The 15,030-nt window shown below is 66.7% G+C and carries 15 protein-coding genes and 1 tRNA gene; 11 read left to right on the forward strand and 5 right to left on the reverse strand.

What is annotated here, in order from left to right; all coding sequences use genetic code 11:
* The first annotated feature begins 44 nt into the window (after nt 1-44).
* From ABD770_RS10565 to ABD770_RS10590, 6 genes are all read left to right on the forward strand, one after another.
* Entirely contained in the window at nt 45-1,043 is a 999-nt protein-coding gene (locus ABD770_RS10565; protein ID WP_344819517.1) for an NAD-dependent epimerase/dehydratase family protein, read from the forward strand.
* 39 nt (nt 1,044-1,082) lie between these two features.
* Nucleotides 1,083-1,760 carry a cyclase family protein gene (locus tag ABD770_RS10570; RefSeq protein WP_344819518.1) on the forward strand — a complete coding sequence of 226 codons (678 nt, stop codon included), beginning with the start codon at nt 1,083-1,085 and terminating at the stop codon, nt 1,758-1,760.
* Nucleotides 1,761-1,908: 148 nt separating this feature from the next.
* Entirely contained in the window at nt 1,909-2,886 is a 978-nt protein-coding gene (locus ABD770_RS10575) for a fumarylacetoacetate hydrolase family protein (RefSeq protein ID WP_344819519.1), read from the forward strand.
* Nucleotides 2,883-3,542: a cyclase family protein gene (locus tag ABD770_RS10580; RefSeq protein ID WP_344819520.1), complete on the forward strand. Its 660-nt coding sequence runs from the start codon at nt 2,883-2,885 to the stop codon at nt 3,540-3,542. The genes ABD770_RS10575 and ABD770_RS10580 overlap by 4 nt, the downstream gene beginning before the upstream one ends.
* Nucleotides 3,543-3,576: 34 nt before the next feature.
* Nucleotides 3,577-4,515: an alpha/beta hydrolase gene (locus ABD770_RS10585; RefSeq protein ID WP_344819521.1), complete on the forward strand. Its 939-nt coding sequence runs from the start codon at nt 3,577-3,579 to the stop codon at nt 4,513-4,515.
* Entirely contained in the window at nt 4,512-5,999 is a 1,488-nt protein-coding gene (locus ABD770_RS10590) for an aldehyde dehydrogenase family protein (protein WP_344819522.1), read from the forward strand. Before ABD770_RS10585 ends, ABD770_RS10590 begins: the two co-directional genes overlap by 4 nt.
* A 60-nt stretch (nt 6,000-6,059) precedes the next feature.
* Here the strand turns inward: ABD770_RS10590 and ABD770_RS10595 are convergent, their stop codons facing one another.
* From ABD770_RS10595 to ABD770_RS10605, 3 genes are all read right to left on the reverse strand, one after another.
* Nucleotides 6,060-6,812 carry an IclR family transcriptional regulator gene (locus ABD770_RS10595; RefSeq protein WP_344819523.1) on the reverse strand — a complete coding sequence of 251 codons (753 nt, stop codon included), beginning with the start codon at nt 6,810-6,812 and terminating at the stop codon, nt 6,060-6,062.
* Nucleotides 6,813-6,889: 77 nt separating this feature from the next.
* Nucleotides 6,890-8,395 (reverse strand): tripartite tricarboxylate transporter permease, encoded by a 1,506-nt coding sequence (locus ABD770_RS10600; RefSeq protein ID WP_344819524.1) that lies wholly within the window; start codon nt 8,393-8,395, stop codon nt 6,890-6,892.
* Nucleotides 8,396-8,450: 55 nt separating this feature from the next.
* Entirely contained in the window at nt 8,451-8,990 is a 540-nt protein-coding gene (locus ABD770_RS10605; protein WP_344819525.1) for a tripartite tricarboxylate transporter TctB family protein, read from the reverse strand.
* Between the two features lie 352 nt (nt 8,991-9,342).
* On the opposite strand from ABD770_RS10605, the gene ABD770_RS10610 reads away from it, so the two are divergent.
* Genes ABD770_RS10610 through ABD770_RS10620 form a run of 3 tightly spaced genes read left to right on the forward strand, consistent with a single transcriptional unit; the run spans nt 9,343 to nt 11,977 of the window.
* A complete protein-coding gene (locus tag ABD770_RS10610; protein WP_344819526.1) occupies nt 9,343-10,251 on the forward strand; it encodes a MetQ/NlpA family ABC transporter substrate-binding protein in 909 nt (302 codons plus the stop codon).
* A 26-nt stretch (nt 10,252-10,277) separates the two neighbouring features.
* Nucleotides 10,278-11,318: a methionine ABC transporter ATP-binding protein gene (locus tag ABD770_RS10615; RefSeq protein WP_344819527.1), complete on the forward strand. Its 1,041-nt coding sequence runs from the start codon at nt 10,278-10,280 to the stop codon at nt 11,316-11,318.
* Nucleotides 11,318-11,977, forward strand: a complete 660-nt coding sequence (locus ABD770_RS10620) for a methionine ABC transporter permease (RefSeq protein ID WP_344819528.1) — start codon at nt 11,318-11,320, stop codon at nt 11,975-11,977. The genes ABD770_RS10615 and ABD770_RS10620 overlap by 1 nt, the downstream gene beginning before the upstream one ends.
* 8 nt (nt 11,978-11,985) lie before the next feature.
* Here ABD770_RS10620 and ABD770_RS10625 read toward each other — a convergent pair whose 3' ends face one another.
* Together ABD770_RS10625 and ABD770_RS10630 are read right to left on the reverse strand one after the other, a co-directional pair.
* Complete coding sequence (locus tag ABD770_RS10625) at nt 11,986-12,927, reverse strand: pseudouridine synthase (protein ID WP_344819909.1); 942 nt, start codon at nt 12,925-12,927, stop codon at nt 11,986-11,988.
* A gap of 40 nt (nt 12,928-12,967) precedes the next feature.
* A complete protein-coding gene (locus ABD770_RS10630) occupies nt 12,968-13,462 on the reverse strand; it encodes a MarR family winged helix-turn-helix transcriptional regulator (protein WP_344819529.1) in 495 nt (164 codons plus the stop codon).
* Between the two features lie 57 nt (nt 13,463-13,519).
* Here ABD770_RS10630 and ABD770_RS10635 point away from each other — a divergent pair.
* A tRNA-Gln gene (locus tag ABD770_RS10635) sits at nt 13,520-13,591 on the forward strand.
* A 1-nt stretch (nt 13,592) separates the two neighbouring features.
* Nucleotides 13,593-15,023 carry a bifunctional UDP-N-acetylglucosamine diphosphorylase/glucosamine-1-phosphate N-acetyltransferase GlmU gene (gene glmU, locus ABD770_RS10640; RefSeq protein ID WP_344819530.1) on the forward strand — a complete coding sequence of 477 codons (1,431 nt, stop codon included), beginning with the start codon at nt 13,593-13,595 and terminating at the stop codon, nt 15,021-15,023.
* Nucleotides 15,024-15,030 lie beyond the last annotated feature (7 nt).

The raw sequence follows: 15,030 nt of genomic DNA on the forward strand, positions 1-15,030 counted from the left end.
CAGACACATCACATTCACTGCGGAAAGATCGAAGGAGTTCTGAAATGACCGTACTCATCACTGGTGGCGTCGGGGCCATCGGAAGCAACGTCGCGAGAATGCTCGTCCAGCGGGGCGAGAAGGTCGTGATCTTCGACAGGATCCTGCCGAAGCCCGACAACACCATCATCGGCGGCTTCGGAGACCAGGTGGTCGCGGAGACGGGCAACGTCTCCGATCTCGCGACCATGCTCAACGTCGTCACTCGGCACGAGGTCGACGGCATCATCCACTGCGCGGCCATGCTGCCACCGATCGAGAACGACCTCCACCCGCTCGAGGCGATCCAGACGAACATCGTCGGAACCGCCAACCTCCTCGAGCTCGCCCGTTCGCTCAAACTGCGGCGCATCCTCGTCGCGAGTGCGGCGGGTGTGATGGGCCGTCCGTCCGATCTGAAGAAGCCTCAGGGCGAGACCGACATCTCTCTCCCGCTGGGCGGCATCTACCCGCTCACGAAGCTCACCTGCGAGCAGCTCGTGTACGCGTACCGGTCGCTGCACGGTGTGAACGCGACGGCCTTCCGCCCGCGCAACGTCTATGGTCCAGGAGCCAACCCGCGCATCCAGCCGCTGTTCGAGGCCTTCTTCGAGGCGCTGAGCGGCAAGGACGTCATTCGTGAGCAGGGTGGCGACTCCGTCTTCGACTACACGTACGTCAAGGACATCGCGCTCGGCATCACCAACCTGTACCTGCATGACGGTGAGGGCCTCTACCACACCTATGGACTGTCCCGGGGCAGGAGCACGACGATGTCCGAGGCGTTCGAGGCGCTGCAGGCTGCGTTCCCCGAGCGCACCATTCGTATCGGCGACGGCCCCTGGAAGGGGGTCGTGGAGGGCGGCAAGGAGTTCCAGATCACAACCCACCCGGCCGAGATGCCGCCGCTGGACATCAGCCGTGCCGCGAAGGACTTCGGATTCGCGCCGGCGTGGGACATCCATCGTGGCCTGGCCGATTGGCGCCGTTGGTTCGACACCGGCGAGTGGGGCTCGGAGGCCTGAGCGAGGACGGTCCGTACGGATCCGAAGAGGAGCATGAACGTGAAGAAGGTTGTCAACATCAGTCTCGCGCTGGGCAGTGACTATCTGCACAATACGCCGGAGGGCGTGAAGAACGTGCAGATGTCATTCGAGATCATCAAGGATTATCCGGGAGGTGTGGGTCAGCAGGTGCGGGCCGTGACCATGCGGCTTCACCATGGAACGCATGTCGATGCGCCCATGCACTTCGTCCCGGGCGGCAAGGCGATCGATGATTTCCCCCTGGAGACTTTCGTCGGCGAAGCCGTGCTGGCCGACCTCACCCCGTACGTGGGGGAGAACGAGGCGGTGCAGCCCGAGCACCTCCAGGCGGCGCTGAAGGGGCGGTCCATCACCGGCAAGCGCCTGCTGATGCGAACGGACTGGAACGCGCACTACGGCGAGCCGGACTACCTCGAGCGGGCTCCGTACATCGGCCCGGCCGCGGTCGATTGGGTGGTCAGCCAGCGTCCGGTCCTCGTCGGCTACGACTACGCCCACTCCAAGGACGCGCCGGACACCCCCCGTGAGGTGTATGCGCTCAAGTCCTTCCTGGAGAACGACATCCTCACGATGGGATACATCCGAAACCTCGACCAGCTTCCTGCCGATGGCAAGCTGACGCTGGTTGCGGCGCCGTTGGCGTTCGAGCAGGTCGAGGCCAGCCCCATCCGCGCCGTCGTCATCGTCGAGGACTGACGGCGCCGGCCACCATCCGCTGCCGTCCGATCGGCCGCGGGAGCGCACCCGCCCGGCGGCCCGCTCCCGCGGCCGATCGCGATCCGCCGGGGACGGCCTCCGGCAGGGACATGCATCGCAGTTGTGAAGTCAATCGAAGGAGTTCCTCATGAAACTGGTCACCTATCATCCGGTCGTCCCGCAGTACGTGGGAACACGGCTCGGAGTGTATGTCGACGGCAGCATCGTGGACGCGAATTACGCATACGCTCTGAGCAGGCATCGTGCCGGAGAGGACGTCGCCGACCGGTCGCTCGTCGACGCGCAGGTCCCGACCTGCATGCGCCGTCTGCTGGCGGGCGGCGACATCGCGCTCGAGCGGGTTCGGGAGGCGGTGGATGAAGCCGTGCGGATCGGCGCGGAGTCGGGTGCGGCCGGAGAGCGGCTGCGTTTCGGCGAGAGCGAGGTTCGGCTCCGCGCGCCGATCTCCCGCCCCGGCAAGATCCTCGCAGCGGGGAAGAACTATGCGGATCATGCCGCTGAGACGGCCGGGTCCTCGCCGGCACCCGCCGAGGAGAACCCCATACCGCGGGGCTTCGTGAAGGTGAGCTCGTCGGTGGTCGGCCCAGGGGACGAAGTCGCCATCCCGTCGGTGACCTCGCAGCTGGACTACGAGGTCGAGCTCGCCGTGGTCATCGGCAAGCGCGGCCGGTACATCAAGCGCGAAGACGTCTACGACCACATCGCCGGATACACCATCCTGAACGACATCAGCGCCCGTGACATCCAGTTCCACGAGTCGGAGAAGGGCAACCATCTCATCGGCAAGAACATGGACGGACTCGCCCCGATGGGCCCGTGGCTGGTGACCCGGGACGAGATCAGCGATCCGATGAAGCTTCAGGTGAGCATGGCGGTCAACGGCGAGGTCCGCCAGAACGCGAACACGTCGACGATGATCTGGGACATCCCGGCGCTCGTCGAACGGTGGTCATGGGGCACCCTCGAACCGGGTGACGTCATCGCCACAGGGACGCCGGCCGGTGGTGCGCTGAGCGGGAAGTACCCGTATCTGCGTCCGGGCGACGTCATGTCGGCATCGGTCGACGGTCTCGGAACCCTCGTGACACCGCTGGTGGCGGAATGAACGCCGCGCACGGCGCCGGCGGCGTGGTGATCGACCTGTCGTTGCCCTTCGACCCCGACGTGTACCCGTCGTTGGATCTGACGGTGACGCACGAGGCCGACGGCACGCGCCCCGGGGGCATGGAGTTCCGCTTGGGGAACCACATCGGCACCCATCTGGATGCCCCCTCCCATCTCGTTCCCGGCGCCGCCACGATCGATCAGCTGCCGCTGGAGCTGTTCGTCGGCGAGGGGGTCGTGCTCGATCTCCCGCGTGGTGAGAACGAGGCCGTGACGGCCTCTGATCTGGAGGGGACCGACATGGTCCGTGCCGGCGGCGACATCGTCTTCGTCGGCACGGGCTGGGATGCTCGGGTCGGACAGCCCGAGTACGCCAGCCATCATCCGTACCTCAGCGAGGACGCAGCGCACTGGCTGGTCGAGCACGAGGTCCGCATGGTGGGGATGGACGTCCAGAGCGTGGATCTCGGGCACTCGCTGCGCGCCGAGGGATTCCGCTACACCTCGCTGAGGATCCTGCTGGAGGCGGGGATCCCCGTGCTGCACAGCATCGCCAGGCTGGGCGAGGTCGGGACCCGGCGATGCATGCTCGCGGCCGCGCCGATCGGGTTCCTCGGAGCCGACGGCGCACCCGCTCGTGCATACGCGCAGTATTGACCACATCGACCACGTTCCCAAGGAGGATGAAGACATGCTGACCAGAGAAGAGATCGTCGGACTATCGCCTGCCACGCCGCAGGATGTGCATTTCTACAGCGCCGGTCACAAGATCCGCGCATTCTGGTATCCACCGGCCAATGGGGACCAGAACGCTCCGGCGATCGTCTGCGGACATGGCTTCTCGGGGATGATCGGGCTCCAGATGGTCGGGGTGCCCGAAGCCCTGAGCCTCGCCGGGTACGGGGTGCTCACCTACTACAGCCGCGGTATCGGCGAGAGCGAGGGTCCCCGCGGTCGTGTCATCCCCCGGGAGCAGGTGGAGGACATGCGCAATGCCGTGACCTACGTGCAGAGCCGCGATGACGTCGATCCGGATCGGATCGGCGTGTTCGGCAGCGCATGGGGGTGCAGCATCGCGGTCGCCGCGGCCGCCGAGGACGAACGGATCAAGGCGCTGGTCGGCACGGTCGGGATCGGCGATTGCGAGCGCTGGCTTCGCAGTGAGCGTCCGCGCTGGGAGTGGAAGGCCTTCCTGGATCGGATCGCGGAGGATCGGCAACGGCGAGTGCTGACGGGGAAGTCGGAGGTCGTGAACCCCAACGAGATCCACATTCCGGATCGTGCCGCATCGGAAGCGAGGGACCGGCAGTGGCGGGAGTTCTGCGAGAAGTCCGGATACGACGGCTACCCGCTCGAGACGGCCGAAGCGGTCATCGAGTTCAAGCCCGAGGAGATGGTCGCGCGCATCGCGCCGCGAGCTGTGATGTTCGTGCATATGAGCGAGGACATGACGGTCCCTCCGGAAGAGTCGAAGAGCCTCTATGAGAAGGCCGGTGAGCCGAAGAAGCTGCTGATCCCGAAGGGACCGCACTATGACATCTTCTGGTTCCGCAATCCTGAGGTCTTCGCAGATTTCATGGTCGATGCCATCGACTGGCTCGACACGCATGTGAAAGGAATCGAATCATGACGACATCGACGGGTTCGACGATGCAGAGGTTCGAGTTGTGGATCGACGGCGAGTTCGTCCCTGCGAAGAGCGGGCGCACGTTCGAGCGGCACAACCCGTACGACGGCTCCCTGGCGGCCGTGTTCGCCAATGCGGGGGAGGACGACGCACAGCGGGCGATCGACGTCGCCCGCGAGGCGTTCGACAACGGACCCTGGCGTCGCACCAGCGCCAACGAGAGGTTCCAGATCCTCAGCCGTGCCGCGCAGATCCTCAGGGCTCGCGAGGATGAGTTCGCCCGGCGCATGGCGGTGGAGTCGGGAAAGGCGATGCAGGTCGGTCGCGGCGAGCTGCGCACCGCGGTGCGCACCTTCGAGTATTACGCCGGCGCGGCGCTCGACATCGAGGGGTCCTCCATCGTGGACCGCGTCGAGGACGGATTCGGGATGGTGCTCAAGGAGCCGGTCGGCGTCGTCGCCATCATGTCCTCCTGGAACTTCCCGATCGTCAACCCGACGGTGAAGATCGCCGCTGCCCTGGCAGTGGGATGCACGATCGTGTGCAAGCCCTCGCATCGGTGCTCGGGGCCCGTGATGCTTCTCGCCGAATGTCTCGCCGAGGCGGGGGTGCCCGCCGGGGTGTTCAACGCTCTCACGAGCGACATCGATCGCGGCGGCCTTGTCGGCTCCATCATGGCGACGTCGCCGAAGGTGGACAAAGTGGCGTTCACCGGCTCCTCGCGGACGGGTGCGACGGTCATGAAGGCGGCGGCCGACACCAACAAGCCCGTTGTCCTGGAACTGGGCGGAAAATCCGCGAACATCGTGTTCGCGGATGCCGACCTCGACCTGGCTGCGCGCGTGTCGGTGCGTGCCTTCACGAACAACTCCGGCCAGCAGTGCTCTGCGGGGACGCGTCTCCTCGTGGATTCCCGTGTGCACGATGAGTTCCTCCAGAAGCTCATCGAGTACGCGTCGAGCACTGAGACGGTCGGCGATCCGCTCTCGGAGGACACCACCATGGGCCCTCTCGTCGACCAGCAGCACTTCGACAGTGTGGTGGAGTACATCTCTCTGGCCGCGCAGGAGGGAACGGTCGTCGCCGGCGGCGTCCCCTCGGACGAGGACGCTTCCCGCCTGCTCGTGAGGCCCACGATCGTGGATGGCGTGGACAATTCCGCGCGGATCGCTCAGGAGGAGATCTTCGGCCCGGTGCTGTCCGTCATCTCCTTCGACTCCGAGGCGGATGCCATCCGCATCGCCAATGATTCGGACTACGGCCTTGCGGGCGGGGTGTGGACCCGCTCGATCGATCGGGCACTGCGTGTCGTGCGGGGAGTCCGCACCGGCAAGATGTTCGTCAATGGCTACAACAATGTGGGGATCGATGATCTTCCGCATGGCGGCTACAAGCGGAGCGGGATCGGCCGCGAGCAGGGGCGGATGGGCCTGGAGGAGTACCTGGAGGCGAAGACCGTACAGATCAAGCTGGCGCCGGAGAGCTGATCTCACGGCGGAGTTCGACACCGTGGCCCTCCCGAGCATCTCGGGAGGGCCACGAGTCGTTCAGCTGACGGTGTCGGACCAGATCCGTCGGGCGGCCGTGCTGGCGTCCTCGAGTTCCTTCACCAGTCGCGGGTGATCCTCGACCGAGAACCTCGTCGAGGGGTAGGAGAGGCTGAGCCCGAGTGGGAAACCGGTGACGTTCGTGGCTATGACCATGCCGATGCCGGAGATGGTCGTCTCCGTCTCCCCGGTTGACAGCGAGTAGCCGCGCTCCCGCGTCGCCTCCAGATGCCTCAGGAACGCCTCGGGATCCCGGATCGTCTCGGGGGCGGAAGCGGGAAGCAGCCCGCCGACCAGCATCGAGTTCACGATACGGCGGCGCTCCGTCTCCGGCAGCGCCGCCAGGAGGGCTTTGCCGATCGCCGATATATGGACGTAGCGGCGCTCCCCGGGGGACGCGACGACGCGCAGCATCCCACCGCCGACGCTCACCGCGAGGAAGCTCACGAAGGCACCCTGCAGGGTGCCCAGCTGGGCCGTGGCGTTCGTGCGCTCCGAGAGGTCCTGGAGGATCGGCTGGAGGGAGCTGCCGAGGTTCGCCGCTCCGAACCTCGTCCCGACCTCGAAGGCGACCGGGCCGATGAAGTAGCGGCGCGTGTCCGAGCGCAGCACGAGGAATCCCTCGGCGGCGAGAGTGGCCATCAGTCGTGAGATGACGGACTTGCTGACTCCGAGCTCATTGGCGACCTCGGTGACCGTCCAGCCGTTGTCGTGACCGACGAACATGCGGAGGACCTGGAGGGCCCTTTGCACCGAAGAGAGTTTTCGAACCCCTTCACCGACTGGAGAAAAGTCACCGTTCACCGAAAAACTCCTTTTTCTGGGAATGTCTAGCTGGCTTCTTCCAGCATCTCCTCCCGGTGCTCAGTCGGGATGACTCTTCTCAACCTCACGGACACGGCGATTATAGCAATGGTCAGAATAAGGATGATGAGCGGGACAGGCGTGCTGACCAGCGTTCCGAGACCATTGGGAAGGCTCAGAGTCTGAGCAAGTCTGGCTTCGATCATCGGCCCGATGATAAGTCCGAGAATAAGCGGGCTGAGCGGCCAATGTGCTTTTCTCATGAGGTAGCCGATCACACCGAAGACGATGGTCACCCAGACATCGAACATGCTGTTCCGGGTCGAGTACGAGGCGATGATGCAGACGGCGAGGATCGCGGGTCCCATGTACTTGATCGGGATGACGCTGATCTTCGCCCAGAGCCCCACGAGGGGCAGGTTGAGGACGAGGAGCATGACATTGCCGATGTACATGCTGCCGATGATCGCCCAGGCGATGCCCGCATTGTCTCCGGTGAACAGGAGAGGGCCCGGCTGCAGCCCGAACATCATGAAGGCGGCCATGAGGATCGCCAGCGATGAGGTCGTGGGGATGCCGAGGGACATCAGCGGGATGAAACCCGCCTGTGCGTTCGCGTTGTTCGCGGCCTCAGGAGCTGCGACGCCTTCTATGGCTCCCCGCCCGAATCGTTCCGGATGCCGGGAGACGCGCTTCTCGAGGTCGTAGGCCATGAACGAGGCGACGGCGGGGTTGGCGCCGGGCAGGAGGCCGAGCGGGAAGCCGAGCGCAGTGCCTCGCAGGATGCCCGCGAATCCGCGCTTGAGCTCCTTCCCGCGTGGCATCATCTTCCCCAGCGGGCCGCTGTGGAAGCTCTTGATGCCGCTCTCCGCGCTCATGAGCACTTCTGTGACTCCGAACAGGCCGACGATGATGGGGACCAGCTCGAGCCCTTCGCGCAGCACGCCGATGCCGAACGTCATCCGCAATTGACCGCCGGAGACCTCGTCGACGCCGACGCTGATGAGGACCATGCCGAAGGCCGCGGCGCCGATGGCCTTGATCACGGACCCCTCGTTGAGGCAGATGACCGCCACCAGGGCGAACACGAGCAGGGCGAGGTACGCCGCGGGGGTGAACGAGAGCGCGAAGCGGGCGAGGGTCGCACCGACGAGCGTCAGCAGGATGAGGCCGATTGTTCCGGCGAAGAAGGATCCCACGGCCGAGATCCACAGCGCCTGCCCCGCGCGTCCCTTCTTCGCCATGGGGAACCCGTCGTACGTGGTGGGGATGCTGGCCACCTCGCCGGGGATGTTCGCGACGATGGCGGTGGTCGATCCCCCGTACATCGCACCGTAGAAGACGCCCGCCAGCATCGCGATCGATGCACCCGGATCTCCGAACAGGAGGGTCACCGGCAGGAGCATTCCGATCGTGGCGGAGGGGCCGAGCCCGGGAAGGACGCCGACCAGTGTTCCGGCGAGGACGCCGATCAGCGCACTGATCAGATATGAGGGCTGGAGTGCGTCCAGAAGTCCGTTGATGATCTCCATGAATTCTGTCCTTCCCGCTTGGAGCGAACCGAGGCGTGCAGGTCGTGCCGGGCTTTCAGATGTTGAACAGGTCGAACAGTCCGGTGGGCATGCGCACGCGGAGCAGATAGATGAACACGAACACCAGGACCGCGGAGAGGCCGACGGTCATGATGACGAGAGGGAGGATCTTCCGGACTCCGAAGATGATGCTCGCGCTGAGGAAGAAGATCGGAGTGGCGAGGACGTAGCCGAGCACGGCGATGAGGACGCCGTAGCCCACGAGTGCTGCGATCAGCCAGAGAAGCCGAGACATGAGACCGTTTCGCACCGGAGGCGCGACGTCCTCGTCCCCGGTGCCGGCATCGTCCACGGCATCCGGCGCGGTCTTCGGGGCCTTGACGATCAGTGTGACCAGATAGCCCACCCCGCTGGCCAGCAGGAGCACGGCGATGAGGATCAGGTACCAGCCCGGTTTCAGGACCTGATTCATTCGGAAGGCGGGGGGATTCAGCGACAGCCGAATGCCCTCGAACAGCGAGATGACACTCACGACGATGAAGATCAACGCTGTCGTGACGTCCTTGCCATCAATCGTCCGGGATCCTATGCGCATGTCATCGTTCCCCTTGCTTCTCGTCGCTGAGTCGGTGATTCTCGGGTTGGTGATTGCTATCCGGCTTGGTGCCGTAGAAGAAATCGGGTTGTCGCAAAAGCAACGATATCAAGAGGGTCTCGTGTCGTCAACATGGCGATTCGACACTCGCAGGCGTGCGCCGTTTCGTCGCCGGCATCGCGAGGGGACCGGCTCGGCCGTGATGGAGCCAGTCGGCGTCGCCCGAGCCGCCGCGGAGTGCGGCGTCTGCTCGGCTGATCCGGCTCGTGACGTCCTATGACGACGTGATTGGATCGGACCGGGCATGGCCGAATACCGTTTCGGGACCCCCACGAGAGGAAGAACCCGAACCATGTCCCGCCGTATCATCACCTTCGCCTCCATCGCCACCGCGACCGCGTTGATCGCATCGCTCGCCGGCTGCTCATCCGGTCCTGCGTCCTCCGAGCCCACCGACGAGGCTGCGGCGGAGCAGACCGTCCGCATCGGGGTCGTCGGCAAGAGCGACGCACAGTGGCCGGCGTTCGTCGCGGCCGCGGCGGACGAGGGGATCGATGTCGAGCTCGTCGACTTCGCCTCCTACGAGCAGCCCAACCCGGCGCTGAGCGCGAAGGAGCTGGACATCAACCAGTTCCAGCACATCGTCTACCTCGCCGGCTACAACGTGGCTTCGGGCGATGACCTCGTCCCGATCGGGTCCACCGGCATCTACCCCCTGGGCCTGTACTCCCAGAAGGTCGACAGCGTCGAGGAGATCCGGCAGGGCGACACCGTCGCCGTCCCGGATGACGCCTCGAACCAGGCCCGGGCGCTGCTCGTGCTCCAGTCCGCGGGACTGATCGAGCTCTCCAGCGGCGGCACGATCTTCTCGGACCTGTCCGACATCGATGAGGAGCACTCGAAGGTCGAGGTCATCGCGCTGGAGGCCGCCCTCATCCCGAACTCGCTGCCGGATGTCGCTGCGGCCATCATCAACAACGACTTCGTCACCCAGGCGGGGCTGAGGTTCGAGGACGCCATCGCGCAGGACGACCCGTCGGATGCGAATGCGCTGCCGTATGTGAACATCTTCGCCACCCGTGCGGAGGACAAGGACAACGAGACGTACCTCAGACTCGTCGACATCTTCCAGAACGACCCCGCTGTGCAGGCGGGCCTCGCCGAGGCATCCGGAGACACCATCGTGCCGCTGAAGACGCCGATCGCCGATCTGGAGGCCTCGCTGGCGAAGGTGGAGAAGGACACCGAAGCGCAGGGGTGACACGGTCCGAGACACAGGGAGAACTCATGTCCATCGTGTCCCTCGTCGACGTCGTGAAGACGTACCCGCCCGCCTCCAGAGGCGGGCGGGCCGTCACCGCCGTCGACGGCGTGAGCCTCGAGATCGAGGCCGGTGACGTGCTCGGCATCATCGGGTACTCCGGGGCGGGCAAGTCGACCCTGGTGCGGTTGATCAACGCGCTCGAACCCGCCAGTTCGGGGACGATCACCGTCGACGGCGTCGACATCACCGGGCTGCGCGAACGCGAGCTGCGCCGGATGCGCGGCGGCATCGGCATGATCTTCCAGCAGTTCAACCTGTTCGCCTCCAAGACCGTGCACGCCAACATCGCCTATCCGCTCCGCCTGGCGGGGTGGTCGAAGCCGGACATCGATGCGCGCGTCGGCGAGCTGCTGAGCTTCGTCGGGCTCGCCGACCGGGGAAGGGCGTTCCCCGAGCAGCTGTCCGGCGGTCAGAAGCAGCGGGTCGGGATCGCGCGCGCACTGGCCACCAGGCCCGCCATCCTGCTCGCCGACGAGGCGACCAGCGCACTCGATCCGCAGACCACCCACGAGGTGCTGGATCTGCTCAGGCGGGCGAACGCCGAGCAGGGCGTCACGATCGTCGTCATCACCCACGAGATGGACGTCATCCAGTCCATCGCCACGAAGGTGGCCGTCATGGAGCGTGGCCGCGTCATCGAGCAGGGCGATGTGTTCGAGGTGTTCTCCGCGCCGCGCAATCCCGCCTCGCAGCGGTTCGTGCGCACCGTCGTCAAGGGCATCCCGACCCCGGCAGAGGCCGCCGCTCTGCGACGACGCCACACCGGACGACTGGTGACGTTCTCGTTCCGCGACGGCGACTCCTCGCAGGCGCGGGTGTTCCTCGATCTCGCGCGGTCCGGACTGGAGTTCGAGCTCGTGTACGGCGGCATCAACGACATCCGCGGGCGCGCCTTCGGCCATCTCACGCTCGCGATCCGCGGCGAGGGCGCCTCCGTCGACGCCGCGCTCGACCGCATCCGCACGCACGCGACCGTCACCGAGATCGGGGAGGGGGAACTCTGATGGACCGCCTCAATCAGCTGTGGCCGGAGTTCTGGGACGCCGCCCTGGAGACGCTGTACATGACGAGCTACGCGCTCGTGCTGGCCGGGGTCCTCGGCACGGTGATCGGGGTGGGACTGTACGTCACGCGGCCCGGCGGGCTCTTGCCGAATCGCCTGATCGCCGGGCTCCTCGAACTCCTGGTGAACTTCTTCCGGCCCATCCCGTTCGTCATCTTCATCGCTGTGCTGCAACCGGTCACCCGCGCGGTGATCGGCATCGGCATCGGCACCACGGCGGGGGCGTTCGCGATCGGCATCGCGGCGGCCTTCGCCATCGGCCGCATCGTCGAGCAGCATCTCGTCTCGGTCCCTTCGGGCGTCATCGAGGCGGCGCGGTCGATGGGGGCGGGGCCGTGGCGGATCCTGCTGACCGTGGCGATCCCGGAGTCCCTGGGACCGCTGATCCTGGGCTACACGTTCATCGTCGTGGCGCTGATCGACATGACGGCCATGGCCGGCATGGTCGGTGGCGGCGGTCTGGGAGCGTTCGCGCAGATCTACGGATTCCGTCGTTTCGAGCCGGTCGTGATGTGGGCGGCGATCGTCCTCATCGTCGTGTTCGTGCATCTCGTGCAGTTGCTGGGGACGAGGCTGGCACGGAAGACGATGCGGCGCTGAACTGCCGCTCAGCGCGTGCGGGGAGCCTCTTGGAGCACCCGGCGCGTCACGAACTCGCGCCGTCGGCCGCTGAGCGGGTCCACGAAGCGCAGTTCGCGCGCCAGCAGCTGCAGGGGCAGGGCGTGGTCGTCCGGGGCCTCGGGGAGCAGGTCGGGATAGAAGCTGTCGCCCAGGATGCCGGCGCCCAGCGCCGCGAGGTGCACGCGCAGCTGGTGCATCTTCCCCGAGCGCGGCCGCAGTCGGGTGTGGAGCACCCGCTCGTCGGCGGCCACCAGCTCGATGAGGGTCTCGGAGTTCGGGTCGCGATCGGCGTCCACCCGCACGCAGACGTGGCCGCGTCGCTTCTCGATGTGGTTGCGGTACACGAGTGGGAACGGATGCCCGTCCAGGGCGGGGGCGGCGGGATCCCATCCGTCGGGCAGCGCCGAGACCGCCTCGTAGACCTTCTCGACCTCGCGTCGCTCGAACATCAGCTGATAGGCGCCGCGCACCTCGGGTCGTACGGCGAACATCAGCAGTCCCGCCGTCGCGCGGTCCAGCCGATGGACCGGGGTGAGCTCGGGCAGACCCAGCAGGTTGCGCAGCCGGACCAGCGCGGAGTTCTGCACGTACTTGCCGCCAGGGGTGGTCGGCAGGAAGTGCGGCTTGTCCACGACGACCAGGTCATCGTCCCGATGCAGCACCTCGACCTCGAACGGGATGTGCCGTTCGACGGGAGGCTCGCGGTAATACCAGACGAACTCGTGCTCGCCCAGCGGTGTGAGACGCGTGAGGGGCGTGCCGTCGCGCGCGACGATCTCACCACGGTCGAAGCGCGCCAGCAGCCGCTCGGGCTCCAGATGGAAGAACCGCTCGGCCATGAACGCCCCGACGGTGGGCCAGGGGCCCGTCAGGGGCAGATGCAGACGCGTGGCGCCGACGCCGTCGCGCACGGGCAGGGGGGAGAGCATCGCCATCAGCGCCGCACCCCGATCATGCCTCGACGCGCGGTCATGGGTCGAAGCTCAGACTGAGCTTGCGCAGCAGCCCTGCCAGCCGGTCCCGCTCGGTGCGAGGGAGCGCATGCAACATCTCCGCCTCGGCGTCGACGAGGCGGGTGATGGCCGCATCCACCCGCACTCTGCCCTCGTCGGTGAGCAGGACGAGGATGCTGCGGCCGTCGCGGGGGTCGGCCTCGCGGCGCACGAACCGGCGGCTGACAAGTCTGTCGATCCGATTCGTCATGGTGCCGCTGGACACCAGCGTCTGCTGCAGGAGCTGCTTGGGGGACAGTTTGAACGGTGCGCCCGCGCGGCGCAGTGCCGAGAGCACGTCCCACTCCCACGGCTCGATGTCGCTGCGGTGGAACACCTCGCGGCGGGCCCGATCCAGCTGCCGCGAGAGTCGATCCATCCGGGAGAGCACCTCCAGGGGGGAGAAGTCCAGGTCGGGTCGCTGCACGTTCCACGCGCTGACGATCCGATCGACCTCATCCACCTCGCTCATGCTGTCCATTATCCCGTGGCAGACTTGTCAGGCGGCCGCGTTCCCTCTCGGCCGTGGTCCGCCGTGGTGTAATGGCAGCACGACAGCCTTTGGAGCTGTGAAGTCCAGGTTCGAGTCCTGGCGGCGGAGCATGTCGGAGAATCCACTCGCCATCATCGTCCTCGCCGCGGGTGCGGGCACCCGCATGAAATCGCGGCTGCCCAAGGTGCTGCATCAGATCGGCGGACGTCCGCTGGTCGGGCATGTGCTGAGCACGGCGCGCGCGCTGGGCGCGCAGCACATCGAGGTCGTCGTGCGGCATGAGCGGGATCAGGTCGTCGCGGCGCTGGCGGAGCAGTATCCGGATGCCGAGATCGTCGACCAGGACGAGATCCCCGGCACCGGCCGTGCGGTGCAGGTCGCCCTCGACGCCCTGCCGGAGGACTTCGACGGTGATGTGCTGGTGCTCTCCGGTGATGTGCCGCTGCTGCAGCCCGACACACTGCGGCGGCTGATCGACGGGCACCGCGCCGCCGCGGCCGCCGCGACCGTGCTCAGCGCCCACCTGCCCGATCCGACCGGCTACGGACGCGTCATCCGCAGCGCCGACGGCGTCGTCGAGCGCATCGTGGAGCAGAAGGACGCCACCGACGACGAGGCCGCCGTCACCGAGATCAACGCGGGCGTGTACGTGTTCCGTGCACGGCCGCTGCGCACCCACCTGGCACGGGTCGGCCGCAGCAACGCGCAGCAGGAGATGTACCTGACCGACGTGATAGGCCTCCTCCGCAGCGCCGCGGAGCCTGTCGCGGCAGAGGTGGCCGATGACGCGGCGGCCACGTTCGGCGTCAACGACCGTGCTCAGCTGGCCGAGGCGGGGCGCGTGCTGAACCAGCGCATCGTGCGCCGCTGGCAGCGCGAGGGCGTGACCATCGTGGACCCCGCGACCACCTGGATCGACGACGACGCGGTGCTCGCCCCGGACGTGACCATCCTGCCCCACACGCAGCTCCTGCGCGCCACGGTGATCGCCGCGGGCGCGACGATCGGCCCGGACACGACTCTCGTGGACACCGAGGTGGGTGAGGATGCCGTCGTCAAGCGCACCGACGCGAACCTCGCCGTCATCGGCGCCCGCGCGACCGTCGGGCCGTTCTCGTATCTGCGGCCCGGCACGGTGCTCGGTGCGGAGGGGAAGATCGGCGCGTACGTCGAGACGAAGAACTCCCGGATCGGGGAGGGGAGCAAGGTGCCGCACCTGTCCTACGTCGGGGACGCCACGGTGGGGCGTCATGTCAATCTCGGCGCCGGCACCATCACGGCCAACTACGATGACGTGCACAAACACCCCACCGAGATCGGCGACGAGGTGCACACCGGCTCCCACACCGTGCTCGTCGCGCCCGTTAAGCTGGGAGCAGGTGCGAAGACCGGTGCAGGCGCCGTCGTCCGCAAGGACGTCCCCGCGGGGTCGCTGGCCATGAGCGTCGCCCCTCAGCGGAACATCGAGGGGTGGGTCGAGAAGAACAGAGCAGGGACCGACGCGGCGGACGCCGCCGCGCGGGCACGATCGGCGGAATAGGCGGCAG

It is taken from the genome of Microbacterium soli, assembly GCF_039539005.1.
GTDB lineage: Bacteria > Actinomycetota > Actinomycetes > Actinomycetales > Microbacteriaceae > Microbacterium > Microbacterium soli.

Excerpts from the sequence above, each read along its gene's own strand:
- ABD770_RS10630 (WP_344819529.1), bottom strand. The coding sequence starts at position 13,462 with ATGAGCGAGGTGGATGAGGTCGATCGGATCGTCAGCGCGTGGAACGTG.
- ABD770_RS10620 (WP_344819528.1), top strand. The coding sequence starts at position 11,318 with ATGGACCGCCTCAATCAGCTGTGGCCGGAGTTCTGGGACGCCGCCCTG.
- glmU (WP_344819530.1), top strand. The coding sequence starts at position 13,593 with ATGTCGGAGAATCCACTCGCCATCATCGTCCTCGCCGCGGGTGCGGGC.
- ABD770_RS10585 (WP_344819521.1), top strand. The coding sequence starts at position 3,577 with ATGCTGACCAGAGAAGAGATCGTCGGACTATCGCCTGCCACGCCGCAG.
- ABD770_RS10590 (WP_344819522.1), top strand. The coding sequence starts at position 4,512 with ATGACGACATCGACGGGTTCGACGATGCAGAGGTTCGAGTTGTGGATC.
- ABD770_RS10600 (WP_344819524.1), bottom strand. The coding sequence starts at position 8,395 with ATGGAGATCATCAACGGACTTCTGGACGCACTCCAGCCCTCATATCTG.
- ABD770_RS10625 (WP_344819909.1), bottom strand. The coding sequence starts at position 12,927 with ATGCTCTCCCCCCTGCCCGTGCGCGACGGCGTCGGCGCCACGCGTCTG.
- ABD770_RS10575 (WP_344819519.1), top strand. The coding sequence starts at position 1,909 with ATGAAACTGGTCACCTATCATCCGGTCGTCCCGCAGTACGTGGGAACA.
- ABD770_RS10605 (WP_344819525.1), bottom strand. The coding sequence starts at position 8,990 with ATGCGCATAGGATCCCGGACGATTGATGGCAAGGACGTCACGACAGCG.
- ABD770_RS10565 (WP_344819517.1), top strand. The coding sequence starts at position 45 with ATGACCGTACTCATCACTGGTGGCGTCGGGGCCATCGGAAGCAACGTC.
- ABD770_RS10615 (WP_344819527.1), top strand. The coding sequence starts at position 10,278 with ATGTCCATCGTGTCCCTCGTCGACGTCGTGAAGACGTACCCGCCCGCC.
- ABD770_RS10610 (WP_344819526.1), top strand. The coding sequence starts at position 9,343 with ATGTCCCGCCGTATCATCACCTTCGCCTCCATCGCCACCGCGACCGCG.
- ABD770_RS10580 (WP_344819520.1), top strand. The coding sequence starts at position 2,883 with ATGAACGCCGCGCACGGCGCCGGCGGCGTGGTGATCGACCTGTCGTTG.